The 22,072-nt window shown below is 55.6% G+C and carries 20 protein-coding genes; 11 read left to right on the top strand and 9 right to left on the bottom strand.

Annotated elements, in window-relative coordinates:
* From RT120_RS09290 to acpT, 5 genes are read left to right on the top strand one after another with little or no spacing between them, the layout of a single operon-like run.
* The gene (locus RT120_RS09290; RefSeq protein ID WP_312982035.1) at positions 1 to 1,167 is read left to right on the top strand and encodes a beta-ketoacyl-[acyl-carrier-protein] synthase family protein; all 1,167 of its coding nucleotides are present in this window, start codon (positions 1 to 3) and stop codon (positions 1,165 to 1,167) included.
* On the top strand, positions 1,167 to 1,643 hold the full coding sequence (locus RT120_RS09295; protein ID WP_312982037.1) for a hotdog family protein: 477 nt from the start codon (positions 1,167 to 1,169) through the stop codon (positions 1,641 to 1,643). The genes RT120_RS09290 and RT120_RS09295 overlap by 1 nt, the downstream gene beginning before the upstream one ends.
* Positions 1,640 to 2,371, top strand: a complete 732-nt coding sequence (locus RT120_RS09300) for a 3-ketoacyl-ACP reductase FabG2 (RefSeq protein WP_312982039.1) — start codon at positions 1,640 to 1,642, stop codon at positions 2,369 to 2,371. Before RT120_RS09295 ends, RT120_RS09300 begins: the two co-directional genes overlap by 4 nt.
* Positions 2,368 to 3,597: a beta-ketoacyl-ACP synthase gene (locus tag RT120_RS09305; protein ID WP_312982041.1), complete on the top strand. Its 1,230-nt coding sequence runs from the start codon at positions 2,368 to 2,370 to the stop codon at positions 3,595 to 3,597. The genes RT120_RS09300 and RT120_RS09305 overlap by 4 nt, the downstream gene beginning before the upstream one ends.
* A 2-nt stretch (positions 3,598 to 3,599) precedes the next feature.
* Positions 3,600 to 4,208: a 4'-phosphopantetheinyl transferase AcpT gene (acpT, locus tag RT120_RS09310; RefSeq protein ID WP_312982042.1), complete on the top strand. Its 609-nt coding sequence runs from the start codon at positions 3,600 to 3,602 to the stop codon at positions 4,206 to 4,208.
* Here the strand turns inward: acpT and RT120_RS09315 are convergent.
* Entirely contained in the window at positions 4,205 to 4,618 is a 414-nt protein-coding gene (locus tag RT120_RS09315; protein WP_312982044.1) for an NlpC/P60 family protein, read from the bottom strand. The genes acpT and RT120_RS09315 overlap by 4 nt on opposite strands.
* A gap of 522 nt (positions 4,619 to 5,140) precedes the next feature.
* Between RT120_RS09315 and RT120_RS09320 the strand changes: the two genes are divergently transcribed.
* On the top strand, positions 5,141 to 5,575 hold the full coding sequence (locus RT120_RS09320; protein WP_312982045.1) for a hypothetical protein: 435 nt from the start codon (positions 5,141 to 5,143) through the stop codon (positions 5,573 to 5,575).
* Here the strand turns inward: RT120_RS09320 and RT120_RS09325 are convergent.
* The gene (locus RT120_RS09325; protein WP_312982046.1) at positions 5,570 to 6,316 is read right to left on the bottom strand and encodes a transcriptional regulator; all 747 of its coding nucleotides are present in this window, start codon (positions 6,314 to 6,316) and stop codon (positions 5,570 to 5,572) included. The genes RT120_RS09320 and RT120_RS09325 overlap by 6 nt on opposite strands.
* Before the next feature lie 503 nt (positions 6,317 to 6,819).
* Between RT120_RS09325 and RT120_RS09330 the strand changes: the two genes are divergently transcribed.
* Entirely contained in the window at positions 6,820 to 7,704 is an 885-nt protein-coding gene (locus RT120_RS09330; RefSeq protein ID WP_312982048.1) for an SDR family oxidoreductase, read from the top strand.
* Positions 7,705 to 7,755: 51 nt separating this feature from the next.
* The gene (locus tag RT120_RS09335; RefSeq protein ID WP_312982050.1) at positions 7,756 to 9,588 is read left to right on the top strand and encodes a glycoside hydrolase family 15 protein; all 1,833 of its coding nucleotides are present in this window, start codon (positions 7,756 to 7,758) and stop codon (positions 9,586 to 9,588) included.
* Between the two features lie 43 nt (positions 9,589 to 9,631).
* Here RT120_RS09335 and RT120_RS09340 read toward each other — a convergent pair whose 3' ends face one another.
* From RT120_RS09340 to RT120_RS09365, 6 genes are all read right to left on the bottom strand, one after another.
* Positions 9,632 to 10,846 carry a diguanylate phosphodiesterase gene (locus tag RT120_RS09340; protein ID WP_312982052.1) on the bottom strand — a complete coding sequence of 405 codons (1,215 nt, stop codon included), beginning with the start codon at positions 10,844 to 10,846 and terminating at the stop codon, positions 9,632 to 9,634.
* A 921-nt stretch (positions 10,847 to 11,767) separates the two neighbouring features.
* Positions 11,768 to 12,532, bottom strand: a complete 765-nt coding sequence (locus RT120_RS09345) for a diguanylate cyclase (protein ID WP_312982054.1) — start codon at positions 12,530 to 12,532, stop codon at positions 11,768 to 11,770.
* On the bottom strand, positions 12,526 to 12,939 hold the full coding sequence (locus RT120_RS09350) for a DUF1987 domain-containing protein (protein ID WP_312982056.1): 414 nt from the start codon (positions 12,937 to 12,939) through the stop codon (positions 12,526 to 12,528). The genes RT120_RS09345 and RT120_RS09350 overlap by 7 nt, the downstream gene beginning before the upstream one ends.
* Positions 12,932 to 13,513, bottom strand: coding sequence for a SiaB family protein kinase (locus tag RT120_RS09355; protein ID WP_312982058.1), 582 nt, complete (start codon positions 13,511 to 13,513; stop codon positions 12,932 to 12,934). Before RT120_RS09355 ends, RT120_RS09350 begins: the two co-directional genes overlap by 8 nt.
* 7 nt (positions 13,514 to 13,520) lie before the next feature.
* A complete protein-coding gene (locus tag RT120_RS09360; RefSeq protein ID WP_312982060.1) occupies positions 13,521 to 14,741 on the bottom strand; it encodes a SpoIIE family protein phosphatase in 1,221 nt (406 codons plus the stop codon).
* A 132-nt stretch (positions 14,742 to 14,873) separates the two neighbouring features.
* Positions 14,874 to 15,839, bottom strand: coding sequence for an AEC family transporter (locus tag RT120_RS09365; RefSeq protein ID WP_312982061.1), 966 nt, complete (start codon positions 15,837 to 15,839; stop codon positions 14,874 to 14,876).
* Between the two features lie 900 nt (positions 15,840 to 16,739).
* On the opposite strand from RT120_RS09365, the gene fdnG reads away from it, so the two are divergent.
* From fdnG to fdnI, 3 genes are read left to right on the top strand one after another with little or no spacing between them, the layout of a single operon-like run.
* Positions 16,740 to 19,787, top strand: a complete 3,048-nt coding sequence (gene fdnG / locus RT120_RS09370) for a formate dehydrogenase-N subunit alpha (RefSeq protein ID WP_312982062.1) — start codon at positions 16,740 to 16,742, stop codon at positions 19,785 to 19,787.
* Between the two features lie 11 nt (positions 19,788 to 19,798).
* Positions 19,799 to 20,686, top strand: coding sequence for a formate dehydrogenase subunit beta (gene fdxH / locus RT120_RS09375; protein WP_312982063.1), 888 nt, complete (start codon positions 19,799 to 19,801; stop codon positions 20,684 to 20,686).
* Positions 20,679 to 21,320 carry a formate dehydrogenase-N subunit gamma gene (gene fdnI / locus RT120_RS09380; protein ID WP_312982064.1) on the top strand — a complete coding sequence of 214 codons (642 nt, stop codon included), beginning with the start codon at positions 20,679 to 20,681 and terminating at the stop codon, positions 21,318 to 21,320. Before fdxH ends, fdnI begins: the two co-directional genes overlap by 8 nt.
* A 67-nt stretch (positions 21,321 to 21,387) precedes the next feature.
* Here the strand turns inward: fdnI and RT120_RS09385 are convergent, their stop codons facing one another.
* Entirely contained in the window at positions 21,388 to 22,044 is a 657-nt protein-coding gene (locus RT120_RS09385) for a hypothetical protein (RefSeq protein WP_312982065.1), read from the bottom strand.
* Between the last annotated feature and the right edge of the window lie 28 nt (positions 22,045 to 22,072).

Here is a 22,072-nt window from a genome sequence, read left to right on the forward strand (position 1 = left end):
ATGATTTATATTTCTGCGATTGGTATGGTCAATGCATTGGGCAACACGCTCGACGATATCGCCCGTCATCTCTCACTCGGCGTCGCGCCGGGCATGAAACCGCGCCAGGGCTGGCTGGTTAACGGCGAGGACGCGGTGCTGGGCGGCGTAGAGGGCGACCTGCCCGCTATTCCCGCGCATCTTGCCGCCCACCGCTCGCGCAATAACCAGTTGCTGCTGGCAGCGCTGGCCCAGATCAAACCGCAGGTGGATGACGCCATTGCCCGCTACGGCAACGCGCGCGTGGCGGTGATCCTCGGCACCAGCACTTCCGGGCTGGATGAGGGCGACCGGTTTGTGAGCCATCACCATCACCGCGAGCGCGACGATAACTGGCACTATTACCAGCAGGAGTTGGGCGATCCGTCGCGCTTCCTGAGCCAGTATCTTGAACTCGCAGGCCCGGCGTATACCCTTTCCACCGCCTGCTCCTCCAGCGCCCGCGCCATTATCAGTGGCCGCCGCCTGATTGAAGCCGGTCTGGTGGATGTGGCGATTGTCGGCGGCGCGGATTCGCTCAGCCGGATGCCGGTGAACGGTTTCGACAGCCTGGAGTCGTTTTCCACTACCCTTTGCCGGCCGTTCGCCCGCGAGCGTTGCGGTATCACCATTGGCGAGGCGGCGGGCCTGCTGCTACTCACCCGCGAGCCGCAGCCGCTGGCGCTGCTGGGCGTGGGCGAATCCAGCGACGCGTTTCATATTTCCGCGCCGCATCCCGAAGGCGAAGGGGCGATCCGGGCGATTCACCAGGCGTTGCAGGACGCCGGGCTGACGCCGCAGGATATCGGCTATATCAATCTGCACGGCACCGCCACGCCGCTTAACGACCAGATTGAGTCGAAAGTGGTAAACGCGATTTTCGGCACCTCCACGCCAGGCAGTTCTACCAAGCACTTAACCGGGCATACCCTGGGCGCGGCGGGCGTCACCGAAGCGGCGCTCAGCGCGCTGATATTGCTACGCGGGCTGGATTTACCGGCTCAGGACTTCCGCAACTCGACGCCGGACGACAGCCTACCGGAATGCGGTTTGCTGCACACCCCCGCGCCGCTGGCCCGTCCGGTTATCCTGTCGAATTCCTTCGCGTTCGGCGGCAATAATGCCAGCCTGATTATTGGGAGATGTTGATGAGCGGTTATCTCGCCCCAGGCGATTATTTACCCCACGAGGCGCCGATGCTCTTGCTGGACGAGGTACTGAACGTCAGCGCCGACAGCGCCCGTTGCCGGGTTGCGCTCAGCGCGGACGGCGTGCTTGCGTCGTTTCTGGATAGCGAAGGCCGCCTGCCCGGCTGGTACGCGCTGGAACTGATGGCGCAGACCGTCGGCGTCTGGTCCGGCTGGCATCGCCACCAGCAGGGCGAAAAGCGAATTTCGCTCGGCATGGTGCTGGGCGCGCGGGATCTGGAATCTACAGTCAGCCACTTCCCCGCCGACGCCACGCTGGATATCGCGGTACAGTTGCTGATGCAGGACAGCCGCTTCGGCAGCTTTGAGGCAACGATTTACCAGGGCGAGCAGCCCGTGGCGACGGGACGTATTAATACTTTTCAGCCGGACGAGGCTGAATTAGCACAGTTATTTAACCAGGGATCACCACAATGAGTCGTTCAGTTCTGGTCACCGGGGCCAGCAAAGGCATTGGCCGGGCCATCGCCGTTAAACTGGCTGCGGACGGGTTTACCGTCGGCGTGCATTACCATCGCGACCAGGCAGGCGCACAGCAGACGCTGGAGCAGATCGCGGCGGCGGGCGGCCAGGGCCGTTTGCTGAGTTTTGACGTGGGCAACCGCGAGCAGTGCCGCACAGCGATTGAACAGGACATCGACGCCCACGGCGCGTGGTACGGCGTGGTAAGCAATGCCGGCATCGCCCGCGACGGCGCGTTCCCGGCGCTGAGCGATGAGGACTGGGACGGCGTGATACACACCAATCTCGACAGTTTTTACAACGTTATCCAGCCCTGCGTGATGCCGATGATTGGCCTGCGCAGCGGCGGGCGCATTATCACCTTGTCATCGGTTTCCGGGATCATGGGCAACCGTGGCCAGGTGAACTACAGCGCCGCCAAAGCCGGGATTATCGGGGCGACCAAAGCGCTGTCTATCGAATTGGCGAAGCGCAACATCACCGTTAACTGTATCGCCCCCGGCCTGATCGACACCGGGATGATTGACATGGAAGAGGCCGCGCTGAAAGAGGCGATGAGCATGATTCCCATGAAACGTATGGGCCAGGCGGACGACGTCGCCGGGCTCGCCAGCTACCTGATGTCGGATATCGCCGGTTACGTCACCCGCCAGGTTATCTCTGTAAACGGAGGCATGTTATGACACGTCGCGTTGTTATTACCGGTATGGCCGGGGTCACCGCGTTTGGCGAAACCTGGCAACAGGTAGCGGCCCGGCTTAAACAGGGCGAAAACGCCGTGCGTCATATGCCGGAATGGCAGGTTTACGACGGGCTGCACACGCTGCTGGGCGCGCCGATAGACGATTTCGCGCTGCCGGAGCATTACACCCGCAAACGCATCCGCTCAATGGGCCGGGTATCGTTGATGTCGACCCGCGCCACCGAACTGGCGCTTGAACAGGCGGGATTAATTGGTGAGGAAGTGCTCACTAATGGCGAAACCGGGATTGCCTATGGTTCTTCCACCGGCAGCACCGGGCCGGTGAGCGAATTCGCCACCATGCTCACCGAGAAGCACACCAATAACATCACCGGCACCACCTATGTGCAGATGATGCCGCACACCACGGCGGTGAATACCGGGCTGTTCTTCGGACTGAAAGGCCGGGTGATCCCCACGTCCAGCGCCTGCACCTCCGGCAGCCAGGCGATTGGCTACGCCTGGGAAGCGATTCGCCACGGTTATCAGACGGTAATGGTCGCGGGCGGTGCGGAAGAATTGTGTCCGTCAGAAGCGGCGGTATTCGATACGCTGTTCGCCACCAGCCAGCGCAACGACGCGCCGAAAACCACCCCGTCGCCGTTTGATAAAAACCGCGATGGCCTGGTGATTGGCGAAGGCGCGGGGACGCTGATCCTCGAAGAGCTGGAGCACGCCAAAGCGCGCGGCGCAATGATTTACGGCGAGATTGTCAGCTTCGCCACCAACTGCGATGCGGCGCATATTACCCAGCCACAGCGGGAAACCATGCAGATATGCATCGAAAAAGCGCTGAAGATGGCGGGCCTCGGGCCGCGTGATATCGGCTATATCAGCGCCCACGGCACCGCCACCGATCGCGGCGACATCGCCGAAAGCCAGGCGACCGAAGCGCTGTTCGGCGCGCATACGCCAATCTCATCACTGAAAAGCTACTTCGGGCACACTCTCGGCGCGTGCGGCGCGCTGGAGGCCTGGATGAGCCTGGAGATGATGCGTGAAGGCTGGTTCGCCCCAACCCTGAACCTCCAGCAGCCCGACGAGCAGTGCGGCGCGCTGGATTACATCATGGGCGAACCGCGCTATATCGACTGCGAGTTCCTGCAAAGTAACAACTTCGCCTTTGGCGGCATTAACACGTCGCTGGTGATCCGCCGCTGGTCGTAACCATGCTGCGGCTGATTAAAGGTGAAATTGCGCAGCTCAGCGCGCCGGAAGTGGTGGCGCGCTGGTTGCCAGCGGATATCGCCGCCGCTGCGCCCGAAGGCCCGCGCCGCCAGAGCTGGCTGGCGGGCCGGGTGATGCTGGCGGCGCATTGCCCGTCAGAAAGCTTGCAGGCACTCACTTACAATCAGCACGGCAAACCCACCTTTGCCCGCCCCGGCGCGCCGCATTTCAATATGAGCCACAGTGGCGACCGGATCGTGCTGGCCATTGACGACCGCGCGCCGGTCGGCGTGGATATTGAGATCCTGCGCCCGCGCCGCGCCTGGCAGCGCATCGCCGCAGATTACTTCGGTGAGGCTGAACGCCAGCGCTTAGCCGCCCTGCCGCACGCTGAACAGTTACTGGCCTTCTGGCGCGGCTGGACGCTGCGGGAAGCGGTACTGAAACAACGCGGCGGCAGCGTCTGGCAAATGGCGGCGCTGGACGTGTCGCCCGAGTCGCTTAACCAGCAGAATTTGTTTACCGGATGGCACCACGGCACCACGGCGATGATTGCCGTCTGCGCCGCCCATCCGTTTGACCTCACTGTCAGCGTCATGGCAGGCGTTTAAGCCGCTATACGGCGCGCCGCCTGATAGTGCGCGCGCCAGTAGTCATTGCTCAGGGACGAAATCGTTACGCCCTGGCTGGTCGAAGCGTGGATAAATTCATCGCCGCCAATAAACACCCCCACGTGGCGCTGGCTACAGCCCGTTTTGAAAAACACCAAATCGCCGGGCTTTAATTCACCGCGCGAAACCGCCCTACCGTGGCGCATTTGTTCTGCGGCGGTACGCGGCAGCGATAACGCGGCGGATTCAGAAAACAGGTGTTGCATCAGCGCCGAGCAGTCCACGCCACGGTGGCTGCTACCGCCCATATGATAATGGGTGCCTTTCCAGGCGGCATATTGCTTTAATAAGCGCGCCTTCAATACTTCATTGGTGACATCGCGGGCAATAAACATTCTGCCGCCATGCATTCGATTTACCTGAAAGAGTGATGAATGCAATTCTGGGGATAATTCAGCCGCAAAGGTTACCCGTGAAATAATAACCAATAAAATAATAAATAATGACTTAAGCATAACCATTAATCGCTGATTGATTTGCTCCTTACCAGAGGGTGGGAACCCGGTTCGAATAGCCTTTTCGAGAGGCCAACCTTAACAGCGGGTTATAACTCACTCAATTTACATTCACTACAACAACCCTTAAGCACATACCAATCGTCATATATTTCATGCTGTTAGACCAGATAATGTGATAAAAGCGTTAATAATCCTCCCACCCAGGTTCAGGATTAATCTGAAGTTAATGTCTTCTAACACAATTTAATTTTCGCCTTAGTGGGTTTACGGCAAAATAGGATAAATAATCGCGTAATAGCGACAAAATAAAAGCATGACTTATTTCGCATTTGGCAAGGCATAACATTTATGATGCTGGATATCTTTCGAAACGCATTGGATGTGCGACGTGTTAAAAAGTGTGCGCGTAAACAAATGGCGCTGATTAATTTAACCTGGCTGGCACGTAATTTTGATAAAGCCAATGCCCGACTTGCGGTATACGGCAAAACTTACGCCATTGATGATTCACACTTACCGGTAGAAATGCCGCTTCCCATACAGTACATCGCGCCGGGGCTGCCGTTGGAGAGCATCATTCAGGATCTGATGGCGCAGTTTTTTTGCTACTTACCGGCGCGCATGTCGGAGATCCGTATCCTGGAGGATTTGCCCGGCATTTTGACCCTGGGATTGTTTATTCGCGGCAGCGACACGCGGCTCATGGAATACACCCTGGTGGATGAAGTCGCCTGGTATCTGTTTCACTGCGGATGGGAAGTCTCGGTATCGGAGGAGATGCTGGAGCAAGCCGACGCGCGTTATCGTCAGCTTACCCGGCATGAGGTTGCGCACCACGCGCCATCATGACAGCGTAATGCGTGTATCTGGCCCGCACAGGCGAATCGGCTGCCCGGCATCAAGCTTTGCAAGAAACTGGCTGTGTTTGTTGCTGCTGATCCCGGTACTGCACCACAACAAATGGTGTTCATAGCGTTGGGTTGAAACCGCCGGGGTATCGCTTACCCGCGAGGAGAGTTCAACATCGAAACCCTGGCGCGTCAGCCGGATCGCTTCCATCCAGACATCGGTCTCATCTTCGACGCTGATGGCTTCAAGGAACAGCGGCACCCGTTTATTACGCCAGGCATGACGCATAACGCACTGGGCACGGTGCAATACCGCGCCATGGAAGCGGAAAAGGCGTTGCGCCGCGCCGCTCATGATATCTTCTTCACGCAGCCATTTATTTAATGGCCGCAGCACGTGCTTAATATAATCATCGCCGCAATAATCATGGTCAATTTGCCGCATCAGTCGCGCCAGCGTCCGGTCAGAACCATATTCAAGCTGCCATAATAATTCGCCGCGATGGGCAGACCAGCCGGGCGTCCAGGACTGTTTTCCTTCTAATTGCCACTGGCGTATTTCATTCAGCGTTGCGCCGCTAGCCGCCATATTAACGACATGATGAATATCGCCAATCTGCTCAACTTTCCAGCCGGTTTCTGAATCGTGGAGGCTGATTAATCCTGCTTTTGACCACCGTTCGAGACAGGCCGGGTGGCTGCCGGTAATCGCGCAAATGGCTTCAGTTGAAAAAGTTTTCATTCGAACCCCTTAGTGAGGGGAGAATTGCCGTCGGATTTAATCCGGGGATGGAGGACTAGTGTGGACCCTTCTGTCGTAAAAATATACGTTTATTTATTAACCGGCTAAATGCGTTCGCGCAATAATTATTCCCCAGCATAATCAGGGACTAATAAACACGTAAAGATATATGATGTATTGTATCATTAAAAATTAGGCGCTTCGCTTGCTTATTGGTAAGTAGGCTTACCCGCTATAAAATAGCATCAGAAAACGGTAACGAATAAAATTAAGAGAATTCCCGCGCTGATAAATATATTTTCCAGGCGCTTTTTGATCATTATTGATGTTTAAACGTGATTAACCGCTTAAGCATTTATTTTCGCCTCATAGAACATTCTGAAAATTACTCAAGAAAAGCTATGTAAAGTCCATTAAATATCCGAACAAAAATTAAAACTATTCGCGGGTTCGCCGTCTGGAGTCTACCTTTATTAATCCCGCACATAAACGAGACGCGAACCATGACGATTAATGATAAACGCCATCTTCACTACCCCCGCCCACCTTTTGTTGAGCAACCGCAAAAAGCACCAGGCCTGGCCTCAGAAATGAAGCCACTGCCCGATCATGGCGAAACCAGTTATATTGGCTCGGGTAAACTGGAAGGGAAAAAAGCATTAATCACCGGCGGTGATTCCGGTATTGGCCGCGCCGTGGCGATTGCATTTGCCCGTGAAGGCGCAGACGTGGCGATTAATTATCTGCCGGAAGAAGAAACCGATGCGGCTGCGGTGATTGCCTTAATTGCCTCAGAAGGAAAAAAAGCCGTCGCTATTCCTGGCGATATTCGTTCAGAAACCTTTTGCCAACAATTAGTTGAAAAAGCCGTTCAACAACTGGGCGGTCTGGATATTCTGGTGAACAATGCCGGTCGCCAACAATATTGCGAATCGATTGAAGAACTGACCACCGAAGCCTTCGACGATACCTTTAAAACTAACGTATATGCCCCGTTCTGGATCACCAAAGCCGCCGTGCCGCATCTCCAGGAAGGCGCAGTGATCATCAACACCTCCTCGGTACAGGCCTATAACCCCAGCGATATTCTGCTCGACTACGCCCAGACCAAAGCCTGTAACGTGGCCTTCACCAAGTCGCTGGCGAAACAGTTGGGCAAGAAAGGCATCCGCGTTAACGCCGTCGCGCCAGGCCCGTACTGGACACCGTTACAGTCCAGCGGCGGCCAACCGCAAGAGAAAGTCATGCAGTTCGGCGCGACCGCACCGCTGGGCCGCCCTGGCCAGCCAGCGGAAATCGCGCCGCTGTATGTCACCTTCGCTTCTGACGTCTGTTCATTTGCTTCCGGCCAGGTGTGGTGCTCAGACGGCGGTACAGGAACGCTATAATTAGACGGTCGTCGCTACCGACGACCGCTGCTGGCGCAAGGGGATTGCCTGATGAAAAACCAGTCGTACCACCATCACCAACGCATCGACGGCTATGCGGGCCTCGGCGATTATGCCGCCATCGGCGACGGACGTTCCGTCGCCCTGATAGCACCAGACGGTGCCATCGACTGGTGGTGCGCCCCCAATATGGATTCGCCGCCGCTGTTTGACCGGATCCTTGACGCTAACCAAGGCGGCTATTTCCAGATAGCGCCGTCAGGCGATTATCAGGTCGAACGGCGATACCGGGAAAACAGCAATGTGCTGGAAACCTGCTTTAAAACGCCCACCGGCGAGGTCCGCTTCACGGAATCCCTGAACAGTACGTTCGCTGGCCGCCTGCCGTGGTGTGAACTGGCGCGGCGTATTGAAGGCGTAAAAGGCGAGGTGCAGCTTAAGCTCACCTTCGCGCCCGGCACGGCGGCCTGCACCCGCGCCCCGTGGATCGCGCCGTCCCGGCTGGGCGACGTGGTGCACATCGGCGATTTAATGGCGATGCTGCGAACGCCAGACGAGATGGATTGCACGCTAAAAGATGACCAGAGGATCGAAGGGTCTTTTACGGTGCGTGAAGGCGAGCGTACCCTGGTCGCCTTGCTGGTCAGCCAGAAGGAGCCGCTGGCGGTGCCGACCATGGAATCGATTGACGAGCGTATCGAGAACAGCGACCACGCCTGGCGGCACTGGACCGAGCATTTAACCTATCAGGGTGAGTTCAAAACCCATGTTAACCGCTCGGCGCTGGCGCTGAAATTCCTGCTTTACTCCCCTACCGGCGCGCTGGCAGCGGCCCCAACCACCTCGCTGCCGGAAGGTATCGGCGGGATTAAAAATTACGATTACCGTTACGCCTGGATCCGCGACGCCTGCCTGATTATTCGCGCCTTCGCGTTTATCGGCGCGCTGGCGGAGTGCAAAGCGGCGTTTTCCTGGCTGACTAACACCATTATTCGCCACGAAGGGTCGCTGCGGGCCTGCTACACCCTGGATGGCGATATCGTACCGGACGAAAAATTCCTGCCGTTGGATGGCTATATGGGCTCCCAGCCGGTGCGGCTCGGCAATAACGCCCAGAGCCAGCAGCAGCTCAGCATGTATGGCGATATGCTGGAGACGGCGTTTTTGTTCGTTAACGCCGGGCACGTGCTGGATCTCACCACCGCGCGCCTGCTGGCGAAGCTTGCCAATGAATGCGCTGACCTGTGGCGGCAGGACGATTCCGGCATCTGGGAACTGCACGAGCGCCGTCATTACACCCATTCGAAAATCGCCTGTTGGATCACACTGGATATCGCCATACGCCTGGCGGAGGAAGGCCATATCGAAACAACCTGGCTGCATCGTTGGGAACGTGAAAAAACGCGCATCAGCGAATGGGTGGAAACCCACTGCTGGTCTGAAGAAAAGCAGGCGTACACCTTTTATGCCGGGACCGACCAACTCGACGCCGCGCTGGGCCTGGTGTGGTATTACGGGCTAAAGGTGAACCCGGATCGCATGAAATCCACCTATGACGCGATAGTCGAGGAACTGGGGCACGGCACCCCGATGCTTTACCGCTACAGCGAAGTGGAGCGCGAAGAGAGTACGTTTGTCGCCTGCTCGTTCTGGCTGGTGGAAGCCTGGGCGCGGCTGGGGGATCGGCAAAAAGCCCGGGGTTATATGAACCACATCCTGGAAACGCTGTGCGATAAGGGCAACGTCGAAACCTTCAATGAGATGTTCGACGTACGTACCGGCGAATGGCGCGGCAACGTGCCGCAGGGCTTAAGCCATTTAGCGCTGATCTGCGCGGCGGATGCCTTAGCCGGAAACCGCTTCTGGGTTAAAGAGGACGAATAGCCGTTACGCCGCCGTTGAGCATATGCTTAACGGCGGCAGTGCCTTACAGCACCCGCTCCGGCCAGAGCACGTCTGGAACGCCGTTCAGTACCGGTCTTGCGAATAAGAAACCCTGAAAGCGCTGAACGCCCGCAGCCTCCAGCCAGCACCACTCCTCCACTTTCTCCACGCCTTCGGCGACGACGCTGATTTCCAGCGCCGAACAGCAACTCAGGATCGCCTGCACAATCGCCTGTTTTGGCCCATGCACGTGAATATCGCTGACAATACTGCGGTCGATTTTCAATTTATCCGGCTGGAAGCGGGTTAATAACGACAGCCCGGCAAACCCGGAGCCAAAATCGTCAATCGCCAGGCCAATGCCCGCTGAACGCAACTCGCGCACCGCGACCTGAAACGCGTCGAAGCGGGAAATCACTTCATCTTCCGTCACCTCGACGATCACCTGCTCCGGCACCAGACCGTTCCGGGCGATTTGCTCCAGCAAAATATTCACCGCGTTCGGCACCGTTACCAGCGACATCGGCAGTAAATTAATGGAGATCTTATGGTCGCCAATGCCGATTTTATTGGCCAGCGCAAAGGCCCAGGCTTTGGAATAGAGGTCGGCTTCATGCAATTTATCGTGCGGGATGGTGCTGAAAAATTCCTGGGGAGAACCACCGTCCGGGCTGCGGATCAACGCTTCAAGAGAACTGATTTTTCCTTCCAGTGGTTCAACGATGGGTTGCAGGGCAAACTGGCAGGGCTGCGCTGACGCCAGAGGCACGGTGATAGAGTCAAAGGCCCGGCTATCCTGGATAAACGACCAGTCGCGTGGCTCGGTGCTGTGCGTTAACAGGCTTTTCCAGTCGCCCTTGATAAACGCTTTAATAAATTTGTAGACGCGATCATCGCCTGCCAGGTCGAAAAACCGCGAACGCTTGATGAGTGGCATACGAAACATTGCGCTCTGCTGTGCGCTGCGTAGGTCGATCAGCTCCATGCCCAGATTATTGAAGCGCCGCCGCGGCGCATAATCGCGCATCAGCTCTACCACGCTATCGTGCCGGGGGTCCTTGCAGAGGGTTCGGTACAGGAAGTTGACTGATTCCAGCGGTCCTTCAAGGACCTGAAGAAAATGCGTACCGTCAAACAGCAGGATGCCCGTGACTTGTAAGCTTTCATTTTTCGCCTGCGCCCTGGCTACCAGCGGCGGTAATTGTTCAGGGCTAAACCCTGATTTTAAGCGACTCCGGTAGATTAACGTCGAAAGCATCAAATCAAGTCCTTTTGCGTAGAAGACGTGCTAAGGAGATAAGCACCGCGTAGCGAGCTTAAGCAGTCTCAGAATACCTTTAAATTTTTGGAAATAACAACCAGCCAGGCTAAGAAATAGAGTCGTCAGAGGAGTATGCGCATAAAGGCCATAATCAATTAAGGGATAAAGAATAAGTTTTTAGGTCTGCACCGGGGATAGCGCAAGGAAAGAGAGTTCAGGTCATTAAAGTGAAAGAGTTTCATCACATAAGTGAAATACTTACAACCACCGGGCCATCGCCCGGTGGCATAAACTCACAACCGCTATTTCTGTTCAGGTTTTTTATCGCCCGATTCTGGTGCGTTGGTCGGATCGTCTTTTTCTTTTTCGTCAACGTTCAGATTCACGAATAATTTCATTATGCCTCCTCAGTGTCTGGGATATTTTCAGCAGTAAAAGTATGGTTCAGGCTGCCGACTTTGTCATACAGAAAAATCTTTATCAGGTTTTTCCAGGTATAGCGCGTTGTGCCGTCACGCTTATTTGCCGCTGCGTTTAAACCCACCGGGAATAATCAGGGATATATCATATTATTTATTTTGCGCCGTACTTATGGCGGATCTTAATTATTTTCAGGCTGTAACGTTTAAATAATGACCGTGGGTCCAGGATTGTTCTGATACAAAACCCCACGTTTCATTCTAAATATAAAGAGGATGGCAATTCATGTTTTGTTGTTTCCGTTAACACTTTGATACTTAACCATCAACTTGGTAATGGAGATTATTATGTTTTCGCATTGGCTGGTTCATAAAAAAGGCGCGATAAACGATCTTTTTTTCCCGGTACGCATTGGCAATAAGCTCTGCCTGATCCTCCGCAAAGGCGGCGTGATATATAAGCCAGCCAGTTGGCTAAAAAAGGAAAAAAATCATCTTTTCAGGCTGAATAAATTTTAAGTGTTCGGGCTTCACCTGCGCCGCGAAAAAACGCATCGTGCAGCGCGACCTGATTTCGGCCACGGTGTTTTGCGCAATAAAGCGCGGTATCCGCCGCGCTGTATAACGACTCAAAATCGCTACCGCGCATTCCGAGGCTAACGCCGATGCTGGCAGTGACCAGTTGATCCGGCATCACGTCCAGCGGCGAGGCGTTCAGCGAAGCGTGGATATAACCCGCCGTGATCATGGCGTCCTCAATCCGCGCGTTGGGCAGCAGAAGGGTAAATTCTTCACCCCCCACCCGGCCAATAGCCGCAAACTCCGGCACCGCGCGGCGGACCCGCGCCACCAGTGAACAAATCACTTTATCGCCCATCGGATGACCGTGTTCATCGTTGATCCGTTTGAAATGATCGATATCCAGCAGGATCAGCGCCACATTGCCCTGAGCCAGCGCCTGGTTGATCTGATTGATAATGGCGCTGCGGTTAAATACCGCCGTCAGAGGATCGTGCGTCGCCTCGTATTCCAGCTGTTTCGCCAGTTGTTGTAGCTGCTCGTTGATACGGTTTAACTCGCGTTCCGCGCGGTCGCTGCGGGAAATGAGCCGGTAGGATTCGCGGATCAGGCGCTGATAGCGCAGAGCCAACACCAGCAACTCTTCGCGGCAGGCGTCCGCAGGCAGCGAGGCGTTGGCGGCAGCTTTCCGCGCCTCCTCCAGTACCGAAAATTCGTCCCTGAATAATTCATTAATATCTAACATGCGCTCAAATCCGCAATCAGCGTGACGTTCAGCGCCGGGAAATCAAGGCTCAGTTCCTGGCCGAACTCTTCGGAAATATCGTCCTCGGCATCGTAATACCAGTGCAAATGGCATGGCTTTCCGGCCTGCGCAAAGCGGTTCAGCGCGTCAAAAAACTCAAACAGCAGTTTGGTGCTTGAACTGTTGAAATAGCTCAGCGCCACGTGAACCGCCACGGGGTGCGGAACGGCGCTTTCCTGAAGCCATGTCTCAACCGCCTCCAGCAGCGGACGAAAAAACGCGGCGGCGTTTTCAGGGTAGGCTTCACCTTTGATCATCAGGCGGCAGCCCGGAAAATCAAAATGGACTTCCGGGGTGGAGTGCGTGGCGGCAAGCGCGATGGACGGTGTTAACGTAGTTTCAGTCATGGCAAAAGGTTGCCTTCAGGTGGAAGGCGGACAACGGGCTGGCCGCCAGTGGATGTAAGCGATATTCCAGCGGTTCGCTGGTGTCTCGCGCCATAGTCAGCAAGCCGATATTCGCGCCTTTGCTGGTCGGTGGCGCTTCGCTGCGCAGGCCCTGTTTCCAGGCCTGTTTAATTTCGTCCTGCGTCATGCTGCGCAAGACTTCAAGGTTGGTCTGGAGTAACGATGACGCCTCTTCGCCCACCAGATTGGCGGTTTCAAGGTAGTAATGGCGATGATCGGTGTGGAAGCACAGCGAGCCGAAGCGCAGCTCTTCCTGCCCGGTACACAAATAGCGTTCGTCCGACGAGTAGCGGACAATGTTCTGCCCCATCTCGACGAACACAGAAAACAGGCGACGGCGAATGACCGATGAGGATTCGTGCTTATCCAGCCAGACCCGAATGACCTCCCCCATCGCAATAATGTTCTGTTGGGAAAAATAGCCGGTATAAAACAGCGCGACGTCACTGTGGCGCGACAACCCGAACAGGGGCATCAGTACCGCTTCTTTTACCTGAATGTCGTTCATTTTCATCTGCATCTCACCAGCGGAAGCCAAACCATGTCATGTCGTCCCGGCACATTTGTTCGCCCTGCCAGCTTTTTAACGCGGCCAGCAGCGCGTCGGAACGCTGCGCCATCGGCTGCGCGCGCGCCTGCAACAGCAGCGCCTGGATGCGTTTTTTGCCGAACATGATCCCGCGCTCGCCGCCAATCTGGTCGGTGACGCCGTCGCTAACAATCAGCAACTGATCGCCGCGCCTGAGCGGGCACTGATGGCGCTGCCACTGGTAATCCGAGGGCGTATCGGTATAGCCCAGGCCTTTGCGGTCGCCGCTCAGTGTCGTGACCGCATCCGCCTCGGCTGCCAGTTGAAAAGCGTGCATCTGGGCATTGGCCCATACCAGCCTGCTGTTTTCGGTATCAACAAACAGCGCGATAGCGTCGCAGCCGTCGTTAGACTGGCTTTTCTCTGCGCTGGGATGGAGCTGGCTCAGGGTGTGTTTAATGTGCTGGTTGATGATGCTCAACAGCCGCTCAGGCTCATGGGGCGGTACCTGAGTCAGCGCTTTTTCCAGCGCCGAGGCGAAAATAAACGTCATAAACGCGCCAGGCACGCCGTGCCCGGTACAATCGGCCATCACCTGTAGCCAGCCGTGATCGAACGGGTAAAAGGCGTAGATGTCGCCGCCCACGCAGTCGCGCGGATGCCAGTACAGGCACCAGTCGTCGAGATGGGTTTCCATCGACTGGCGCGAGCGGTTAAGCATTGATTCCTGGATCACCCGCGCATATTCGATGCTCTGCATAATCTGCTGGTGCTGCTTCGCCTGGAGCTCAGAAACGGTTTTAATCAGATCGATACCCAGCCCGATGCCCACATAATGCCCGTCATCGGTGAGAATAAAGCCTTCCATCACCGCTTTATCACCGGTTTCGATTACCCGATCCGCCAGATAATCCAGCCCGGCGCTGGCCTCAACGATCAGCGGCGTTTTATCCATAAACGCGATGCAGCTTTTCTGATCGTACAGTTCATGAAAGAACGGGCGGCTCATCTGAGAAAGAAAAATATGGCGGTTGATCATGCCAATGGGCCGGTTCAGTTCCAGCACCGGCAGGCCAATCAGCGATTTATGATGATTAAACAGCGCCATAACCTGCTGGTTATTGGACGAGGGCGTCACGTGCGGCACCACGATACGCAGCATCCCTGCGTTCAGCTCGCGTGACGAAGAAACCATTGCCAGGGGTAAATCCATGATAGGTGATGACTCATTACCGTAAGAATTATCTTAGGGTAAGAGCCTATTGTGACAGTTTTATCTCAGCGGCGCGGTCTGGTTAAAATCAAGATAAAATAATCACTTAAACCAAATCTCGCCCGTTGAACACTACGGGTAAAAGCGCGCCATCATCAGCATCAGTAATGGCGTCGTCACCGTGGAAAGCACCGTGGTCAGCAGCATGCTGGTCGCCGTTGCGCCCTGTAGCGCATTGAATTTTTGCGCCATCAGATACACGTTTACGCCCACGGCCATCGACCCCAGCAGTACCACTACCTGGCTTTCCTGCTGCGGCAGATGCAATAAAATTGCCGCGCCCCAAACCATTAGCGGCATGACGATGAGCTTTAAAATGCTGATTGCCGCGCTCTCGCGCAGGCCGTGGCGGATTTTGTAGCGCGCCAGGCTCATCCCCAGGGTGATCAGCGTCAGCGGTGCGGAAATCTGGCCCAGCAGGGTAACGGGCGAATCGATGATATACGGCAGCGGGCGATGCAGCAGGCTCCAGGCGAAGCCGGTAAAGATGCCGATAATGATCGGATTACGCACCACGTTAATCAGCGTTTTCACGATGCCGCGCAGGGAAAAGCTACCGCTTTGCGCCCACTCCACGGAGACCGTTACCAGCGTCCAGAGGATTAGGCTGTTAAACACCAGTACCAGCGCCACTGACGGCAGGCTGGCCTGGCCCAGCAGAATAATCGCCACCGGAATGCCGAGCATCACGTTGTTCGAGAAAATCCCGCCGAGGCTGAACACCGACGAGGAAACCGGATCGAGATGGAACAGATGTTTTGCCACCAGACGGCCAATAAAATAGACCACGAAGCAGCTACCGAAAAAGGCAATCAATAAGCGCATGTCCACCGGCGGGCTTTCGTAGAACTTGCTCATGACCTTAAACAGCATGCACGGCAGCGCCACGGTAAAGCAGAAGCGGTTGAGCCCTTCTGCTACCGAATCCGGCCAACCGGCGAAGCGCCCGATGCCATATCCCGTCGCCATTAATAAAAACAGCGGTGCCGACAGCACAACCTGATGTGAGAGTTGCCCGAAGAAGCCGATCGATTCCATTCTTATCCCTGCCAGAAACATTAAACTGATAATTTTTTAATCGTTTTTTGTCAGTATAAGGGATTAGGATCGGTGCGTCAGGTGACGTTGCGCCTGGCGGATAATTTTGTGCATTTGCCTGGCGGCGGCCAGCGAACCTCGCCGCGTTAGCCTGCACGTGCGTTTTATCGACCGGCAATACCACCCAAAAGGCAAAATAAAAACCGCTGCGCTGAATCGAGTCATATTGATCGTTTACAGGGTGCTATTTTCAGAATAAACAGTGATTCGTTGCGGCATTATCATGGGTAAAAGACGCGTTTATTTTTTCAAATAACAGCGGTGCCGCTGAATATTTAACAATTCGCCGCCAATTAAAAAAGCAAAACGGATGAATAATTTACCCATCAAAAATACTCCCTTTTAAGTATATTTTTCTGCGCGCCAACGCTTGCCGCTTTACCGTTAAAAAATAACCTTAAAGATTTAGCTTAAAGTGCATAATTTTCATGATATTAGTGCCATTTAATTTTCACTTGCGCCTTTTAAACCCTTGTACTGCGCCATTTTTAGCCCATGCTCAAAATTTAAACCGTTTTAACAACACTATTTGAGATCACAAAACGCCCACCCCTCGATAACACTCACCCTACAAATTGACCTTGAACAAAAATAGACCTTTTTGTCTGTGATAATTTTCGCACGGCAATTTCTGCAATGTGGTGCTTTTCCTACACCCAACACCCGGGAAGTTTCTCCGGCCAATAACTAACCATTAATGAGTAATTAATTTTAGTTAGCGGCAGGATTATTTAACTGGCATCACTCTTTACCAATAAAGAAGAAGAGAAAAATAACTTCTGTTTCTGGTTAAGGAATGAGGTTCAAAACAAAATTATTCACCATCACATGGGGTAAACAATGGATGTGAATCGCAGGCAATTTTTCCGGATTTGCGCCGGTGGCCTGGCAGGTACCACCGTTGCCGCTCTGGGATTTGCGCCCAAAACGGCACTGGCGGGTATTCGCGACTATAAATTGTTGCGCTCTACCGAAACCCGCAATACCTGTACCTATTGTTCCGTTGGCTGCGGATTATTGATGTACAGCCTCGGCGACGGCTCATTAAACGCCAAATCCGCGCTGTTCCACGTCGAAGGGGACCCGGACCATCCGGTAAGCCGCGGCGCGCTGTGCCCGAAAGGCGCAGGCTTGCTGGATTATGTCCACAGCGAAGGCCGTCTGCGCTACCCGGAATACCGGGCGCCGGGCTCGGATAAATGGCAGCGTATTAGCTGGGACGACGCCTTCAACCGCATCACGCGGCTGATGAAAGAGGACCGCGACGCTAACTTTATCGAGCAAAACGCGGCGGGCACCACGGTGAACCGCTGGGTGTCTACCGGTATGCTGTGCGCGTCTGCCGCCAGCAACGAAACCGGGATGCTGACCCAAAAATTCGCACGTTCCTTAGGGATGGTGGCGGTAGATAACCAGGCGCGCGTCTGACATGGACCAACGGTAGCAAGTCTTGCTCCAACATTTGGTCGCGGTGCGATGACCAACCACTGGGTTGATATCAAAAACGCCAACGTCGTGATGGTGATGGGCGGTAACGCCGCTGAAGCGCATCCGGTGGGTTTCCGCTGGGCGATGGAAGCGAAGAATAAAAATGACGCTACGCTGATTGTGGTCGATCCGCGCTTTACGCGCACGGCATCGGTTGCGGATCTCTACGTCCCTATTCGTTCCGGTACTGACATTACGTTTCTGTCAGGGGTTTTGCTGTACCTGATTGAAAACAACAAAATTAACGCCGAATACGTTAAGCACTATACCAACGCTAACCTGCTGGTGCGTGAAGACTATTCCTTTGAGGATGGTCTGTTCAGCGGCTATGACGCGGAAAAACGCCGCTACGATAAAACCACCTGGAATTATCAGTTCGACGAAAACGGCTACGCCATGCGTGATGAGACGCTCACCCACCCGCGCTGCGTCTGGAACCTGCTGAAAACGCACGTTTCCCGCTATACGCCGGACATGGTTGAGAACATCTGCGGCACACCGAAAGCAGACTTCCTGAAAGTGTGTGAAGTGCTGGCTTCCACCAGCGCCCCGGACCGTACCACCACGTTCCTGTATGCCCTGGGCTGGACGCAGCACACCGTCGGCGCGCAAAACATCCGCACCATGGCGATGATCCAGTTGCTGCTCGGCAACATGGGTATGGCAGGCGGCGGCGTGAACGCCCTGCGCGGTCACTCCAACATTCAGGGACTGACCGACCTCGGCCTGCTGTCCACCAGCCTGCCGGGTTACCTGACGCTGCCGTCGGAGAAACAAGCCGATCTGGAAAGCTATCTGAAGGCCAATACGCCGGTGGCGACGCTGCCGAATCAGGTGAACTACTGGAGCAACTATCCCAAGTTCTTTGTCAGCCTGATGAAGTCGTTCTACGGCGATGAGGCGCAGAAAGAAAACCAATGGGGTTACAACTGGTTGCCGAAGTGGGACCAGGTTTACGACGCCATGAAGTACTTCGACATGATGGATCGCGGCGAAGTGAACGGTTACATCTGCCAGGGCTTTAACCCGGTGGCGTCCCTGCCGGATAAAAACAAGATCGTCAGCCGTCTCAGCAAGCTGAAATACCTGATCATCATTGACCCGCTGGTCACGGAAACCAGTAATTTCTGGCAGAACCACGGCGATATGAACGACGTCGATCCGGCGAGCATTCAGACCGAGGTGTTCCGTCTGCCGTCGACCTGTTTCGCGGAAGAGGACGGTTCCATCGCCAACTCCGGCCGCTGGTTGCAGTGGCACTGGAAAGCGGCGGACGCCCCTGGCGAAGCGATGAACGACGGCGAGATCCTCGCGGGCCTGTACCATCGCCTGCGCGAGATGTACCGCAGCGAAGGCGGCAAAGGCGTGGAGCCGCTGCTGAAGATGAGCTGGACGTACAAACGCCCGGATCACCCGGAATCGGCGGAAGTCGCCAAAGAAAACAACGGCGTGGCGCTGGCGGACCTTTACGATCCGAACGGCAACCTGCTGGCGAAGAAAGGCGAGCTGCTGAGTTCGTTTGCACTGATGCGCGACGACGGCACCACCGCGTCTTCCTGCTGGATTTACGCCGGGAGCTGGACCGAGAAAGGCAACCAGATGGCGAACCGCGACAACAGCGATCCGTCCGGTCTGGGCAATACACTGGGTTGGGCATGGGCGTGGCCGTTGAACCGCCGCATCATTTACAACCGCGCGTCCGCCGACCCGATGGGTAATCCGTGGGACAGCAAACGCATGCTGATTAAATGGAACGGCAGCAAGTGGGTCGGGAATGACATCCCGGACTACAACACCGCCGCGCCAGGCAGCGGCACCGGTCCGTTTATCATGCAGCCGGAAGGGCTGGGCCGTTTGTTCGCCATCGACAAAATGGCGGAGGGCCCGTTCCCGGAACACTACGAGCCGGTTGAAACGCCGATTGGCACCAACCCGCTGCACCCGAACGTGGTCTCCAACCCGGCGGCGCGTTTGTTGCCGGAAGATGCCAAACGTATCGGCGATCGCAGCGAGTTCCCGTATGTGGGCACCACGTACCGTTTAACCGAACATTTCCACACCTGGACCAAGCATGCGTTGCTCAACGCTATCGCCCAGCCGGAGCAGTTCGTGGAAATCAGCGAAACCCTCGCGAAAGCGAAAGGCATCGCTAACGGCGACACGGTGAAAGTCAGCAGCAAGCGCGGGTTTATTCGTGCCGTTGCGGTAGTGACGCCGCGTCTGCAGGTTCTGAACGTGGACGGCAAGCAGGTTGAAACCGTGGGTATCCCGCTGCACTGGGGCTTTGAAGGCACCGCGCGTAAGGGCTACCTGGCAAACACCCTGACGCCGCCGGTCGGTGATGCTAACTCACAGACGCCGGAGTACAAGGCGTTCCTGGTTAACATTGAGAAGGCGTAAGGGGCGAACTCATGTCAATGCAATCTCAGGACATTATTAAACGTTCCGCCACCAACGGAATGACCCCGCCGCCTCAGGCGCGTGACTTTAAGGAAGAGGTCGCGAAGCTTATCGATGTGTCCACCTGTATCGGCTGTAAAGCCTGCCAGGTGGCGTGCTCGGAGTGGAACGACATCCGCGCAGAGGTCGGTCACTGCGTGGGGGTCTACGACAACCCGACGGATTTAACCGCCAAAGCCTGGACGGTGATGCGCTTTAGCGAAACCCGCGCCAACGGCAAGCTGGAGTGGTTGATCCGTAAAGACGGCTGTATGCACTGCGAAGATCCGGGCTGCCTGAAAGCGTGCCCGTCGGCGGGTGCCATTATTCAGTACGCCAACGGTATCGTCGATTTTCAGTCGGAACACTGCATCGGTTGCGGTTACTGCATCGCGGGCTGCCCGTTCAACGTGCCGCGCCTCAATCCGCAAGACAACCGGGTGTACAAATGCACCCTGTGCGTCGACCGGGTGAGCGTGGGCCAGGAGCCCGCGTGCGTGAAAACCTGCCCGACGGGTGCGATCCACTTCGGCACCAAGAAAGAGATGCTGGAAGTGGCAAGCGAGCGCGTGGAGAAACTGAAAAAACGCGGCTACCAGCATGCGGGGATCTACGACCCGGCGGGCGTTGGCGGCACGCACGTCATTTACGTGCTGCACCACAACGACCAGCCGGAGCTGTATCACGGCCTGCCGAAAGATCCGCAAATCGATACGCCGATCAGCCTGTGGAAAGGGATCCTCAAACCGCTCTCCGCCGCGGGCTTTATCGCGACCTTCGCCGGTCTGATTTTCCACTATGTGGGCGTCGGTCCGAACAAGGAAGTCGATGACGACGAAGAGGAGGAGCACCATGACTAAGAAAAGTAAGATGATCGTTCGGACCAGCTTTATTGACCGGGCGTGTCACTGGACAGTGGTGATCTGCTTTTTCCTGGTGTCGTTATCGGGTATCGCGCTGTTTTTCCCGACCTTGCAATGGCTGACCCAAACCTTCGGGACTCCGCAGATGGGGCGGATTCTGCACCCCTTCTTCGGCGTGCTGATCTTCTTCGCGCTGATGTTTATGTTCGTTCGCTTCGTCAAACATAACATCCCGGATAAGCAGGATTTACCCTGGCTGAAGAACATTGTGGAAGTGCTGAAAGGCAACGAACACCATGTGGCGGATGTGGGTAAATACAACGCCGGGCAGAAAATGATGTTCTGGAGCATCATGAGCATGATTTTCGTGCTACTGGTGACCGGCATTATTATCTGGCGTCCGTACTTCACGCACTTCTTCCCGATGTGGATCGTGCGCTGGAGCCTGCTGGTTCACGCGCTGGCGGCCATCGTGCTGATCCATGCGATCCTGATCCATATGTATATGGCGTTCTGGGTCAAAGGATCGATTAAAGGCATGATCGAAGGGAAAGTCAGCCGTCGCTGGGCGGCTAAACACCACCCGCGCTGGTATCGCAAAGTTCAGAAAGCGGAAGACGCTCAGGAGTAACGAGCGGGCTTCAAAACAAAACGGCGCCTTGATTAAGGCGCCGTTTTTTTATGGCATTTTTCCAGAATTAATGGAAATGGGAGTGACCGCCAAAACCTTCTGAACGGCTGTTGTCGCTGCCGTAACCGTGGCCGCCGAACGCATGGGAATGGGCGTTCTCCGCACCACGGCCTTCGTGGCCGGCACGCATGCCGTTATTGCCTGTGCCGTTATTATTCCCTCTACGCGTTGAGGTAACAAACGCGCTGACGAACGGCACGCTGATTTGCGCCTGCGGATTGACTTTAGCGATTTCACCTGCGGTGGTTTGATAGGTTTGATCCCCTATCGTGACGCTTACCGGGGTATTAGCCGGAATATTATCCGCCGCCTGTTTAATGTCGCTGTTAGTTTGAGGTGCAGACGGCCCCATTAGCGTAGCCTGCTGCTGGGCGATAGCATTACGGTAAGCAGCGGGATCGATAGTAGGTACATTCGGGTTTTGCGGCTTTGCAGTCGGCCCCATCAGCGCAGCCTGCTGCTGGGCGATCAGGTTGCGGTACGCCGTGGCATCAATTGTCGGTACTTGCTGGGTTTGCGGCGTGGGACCAATATTAGCCGCCTGCTGTGCACGGATCTGGGTACGGTAATTGGTGCCATTGACCTGCTGCTGGGTTTTGGCAACCATATCCGCTGCAAATCGCATATCACTACGCGCAATGTTTGCCGCTTTCCGCGCAGCCATTACGTCTTGTTCTGCCTGAGTCAGGGCT

Source organism: Atlantibacter sp. (assembly GCF_032062175.1).
Lineage (GTDB): Bacteria > Pseudomonadota > Gammaproteobacteria > Enterobacterales > Enterobacteriaceae > Atlantibacter.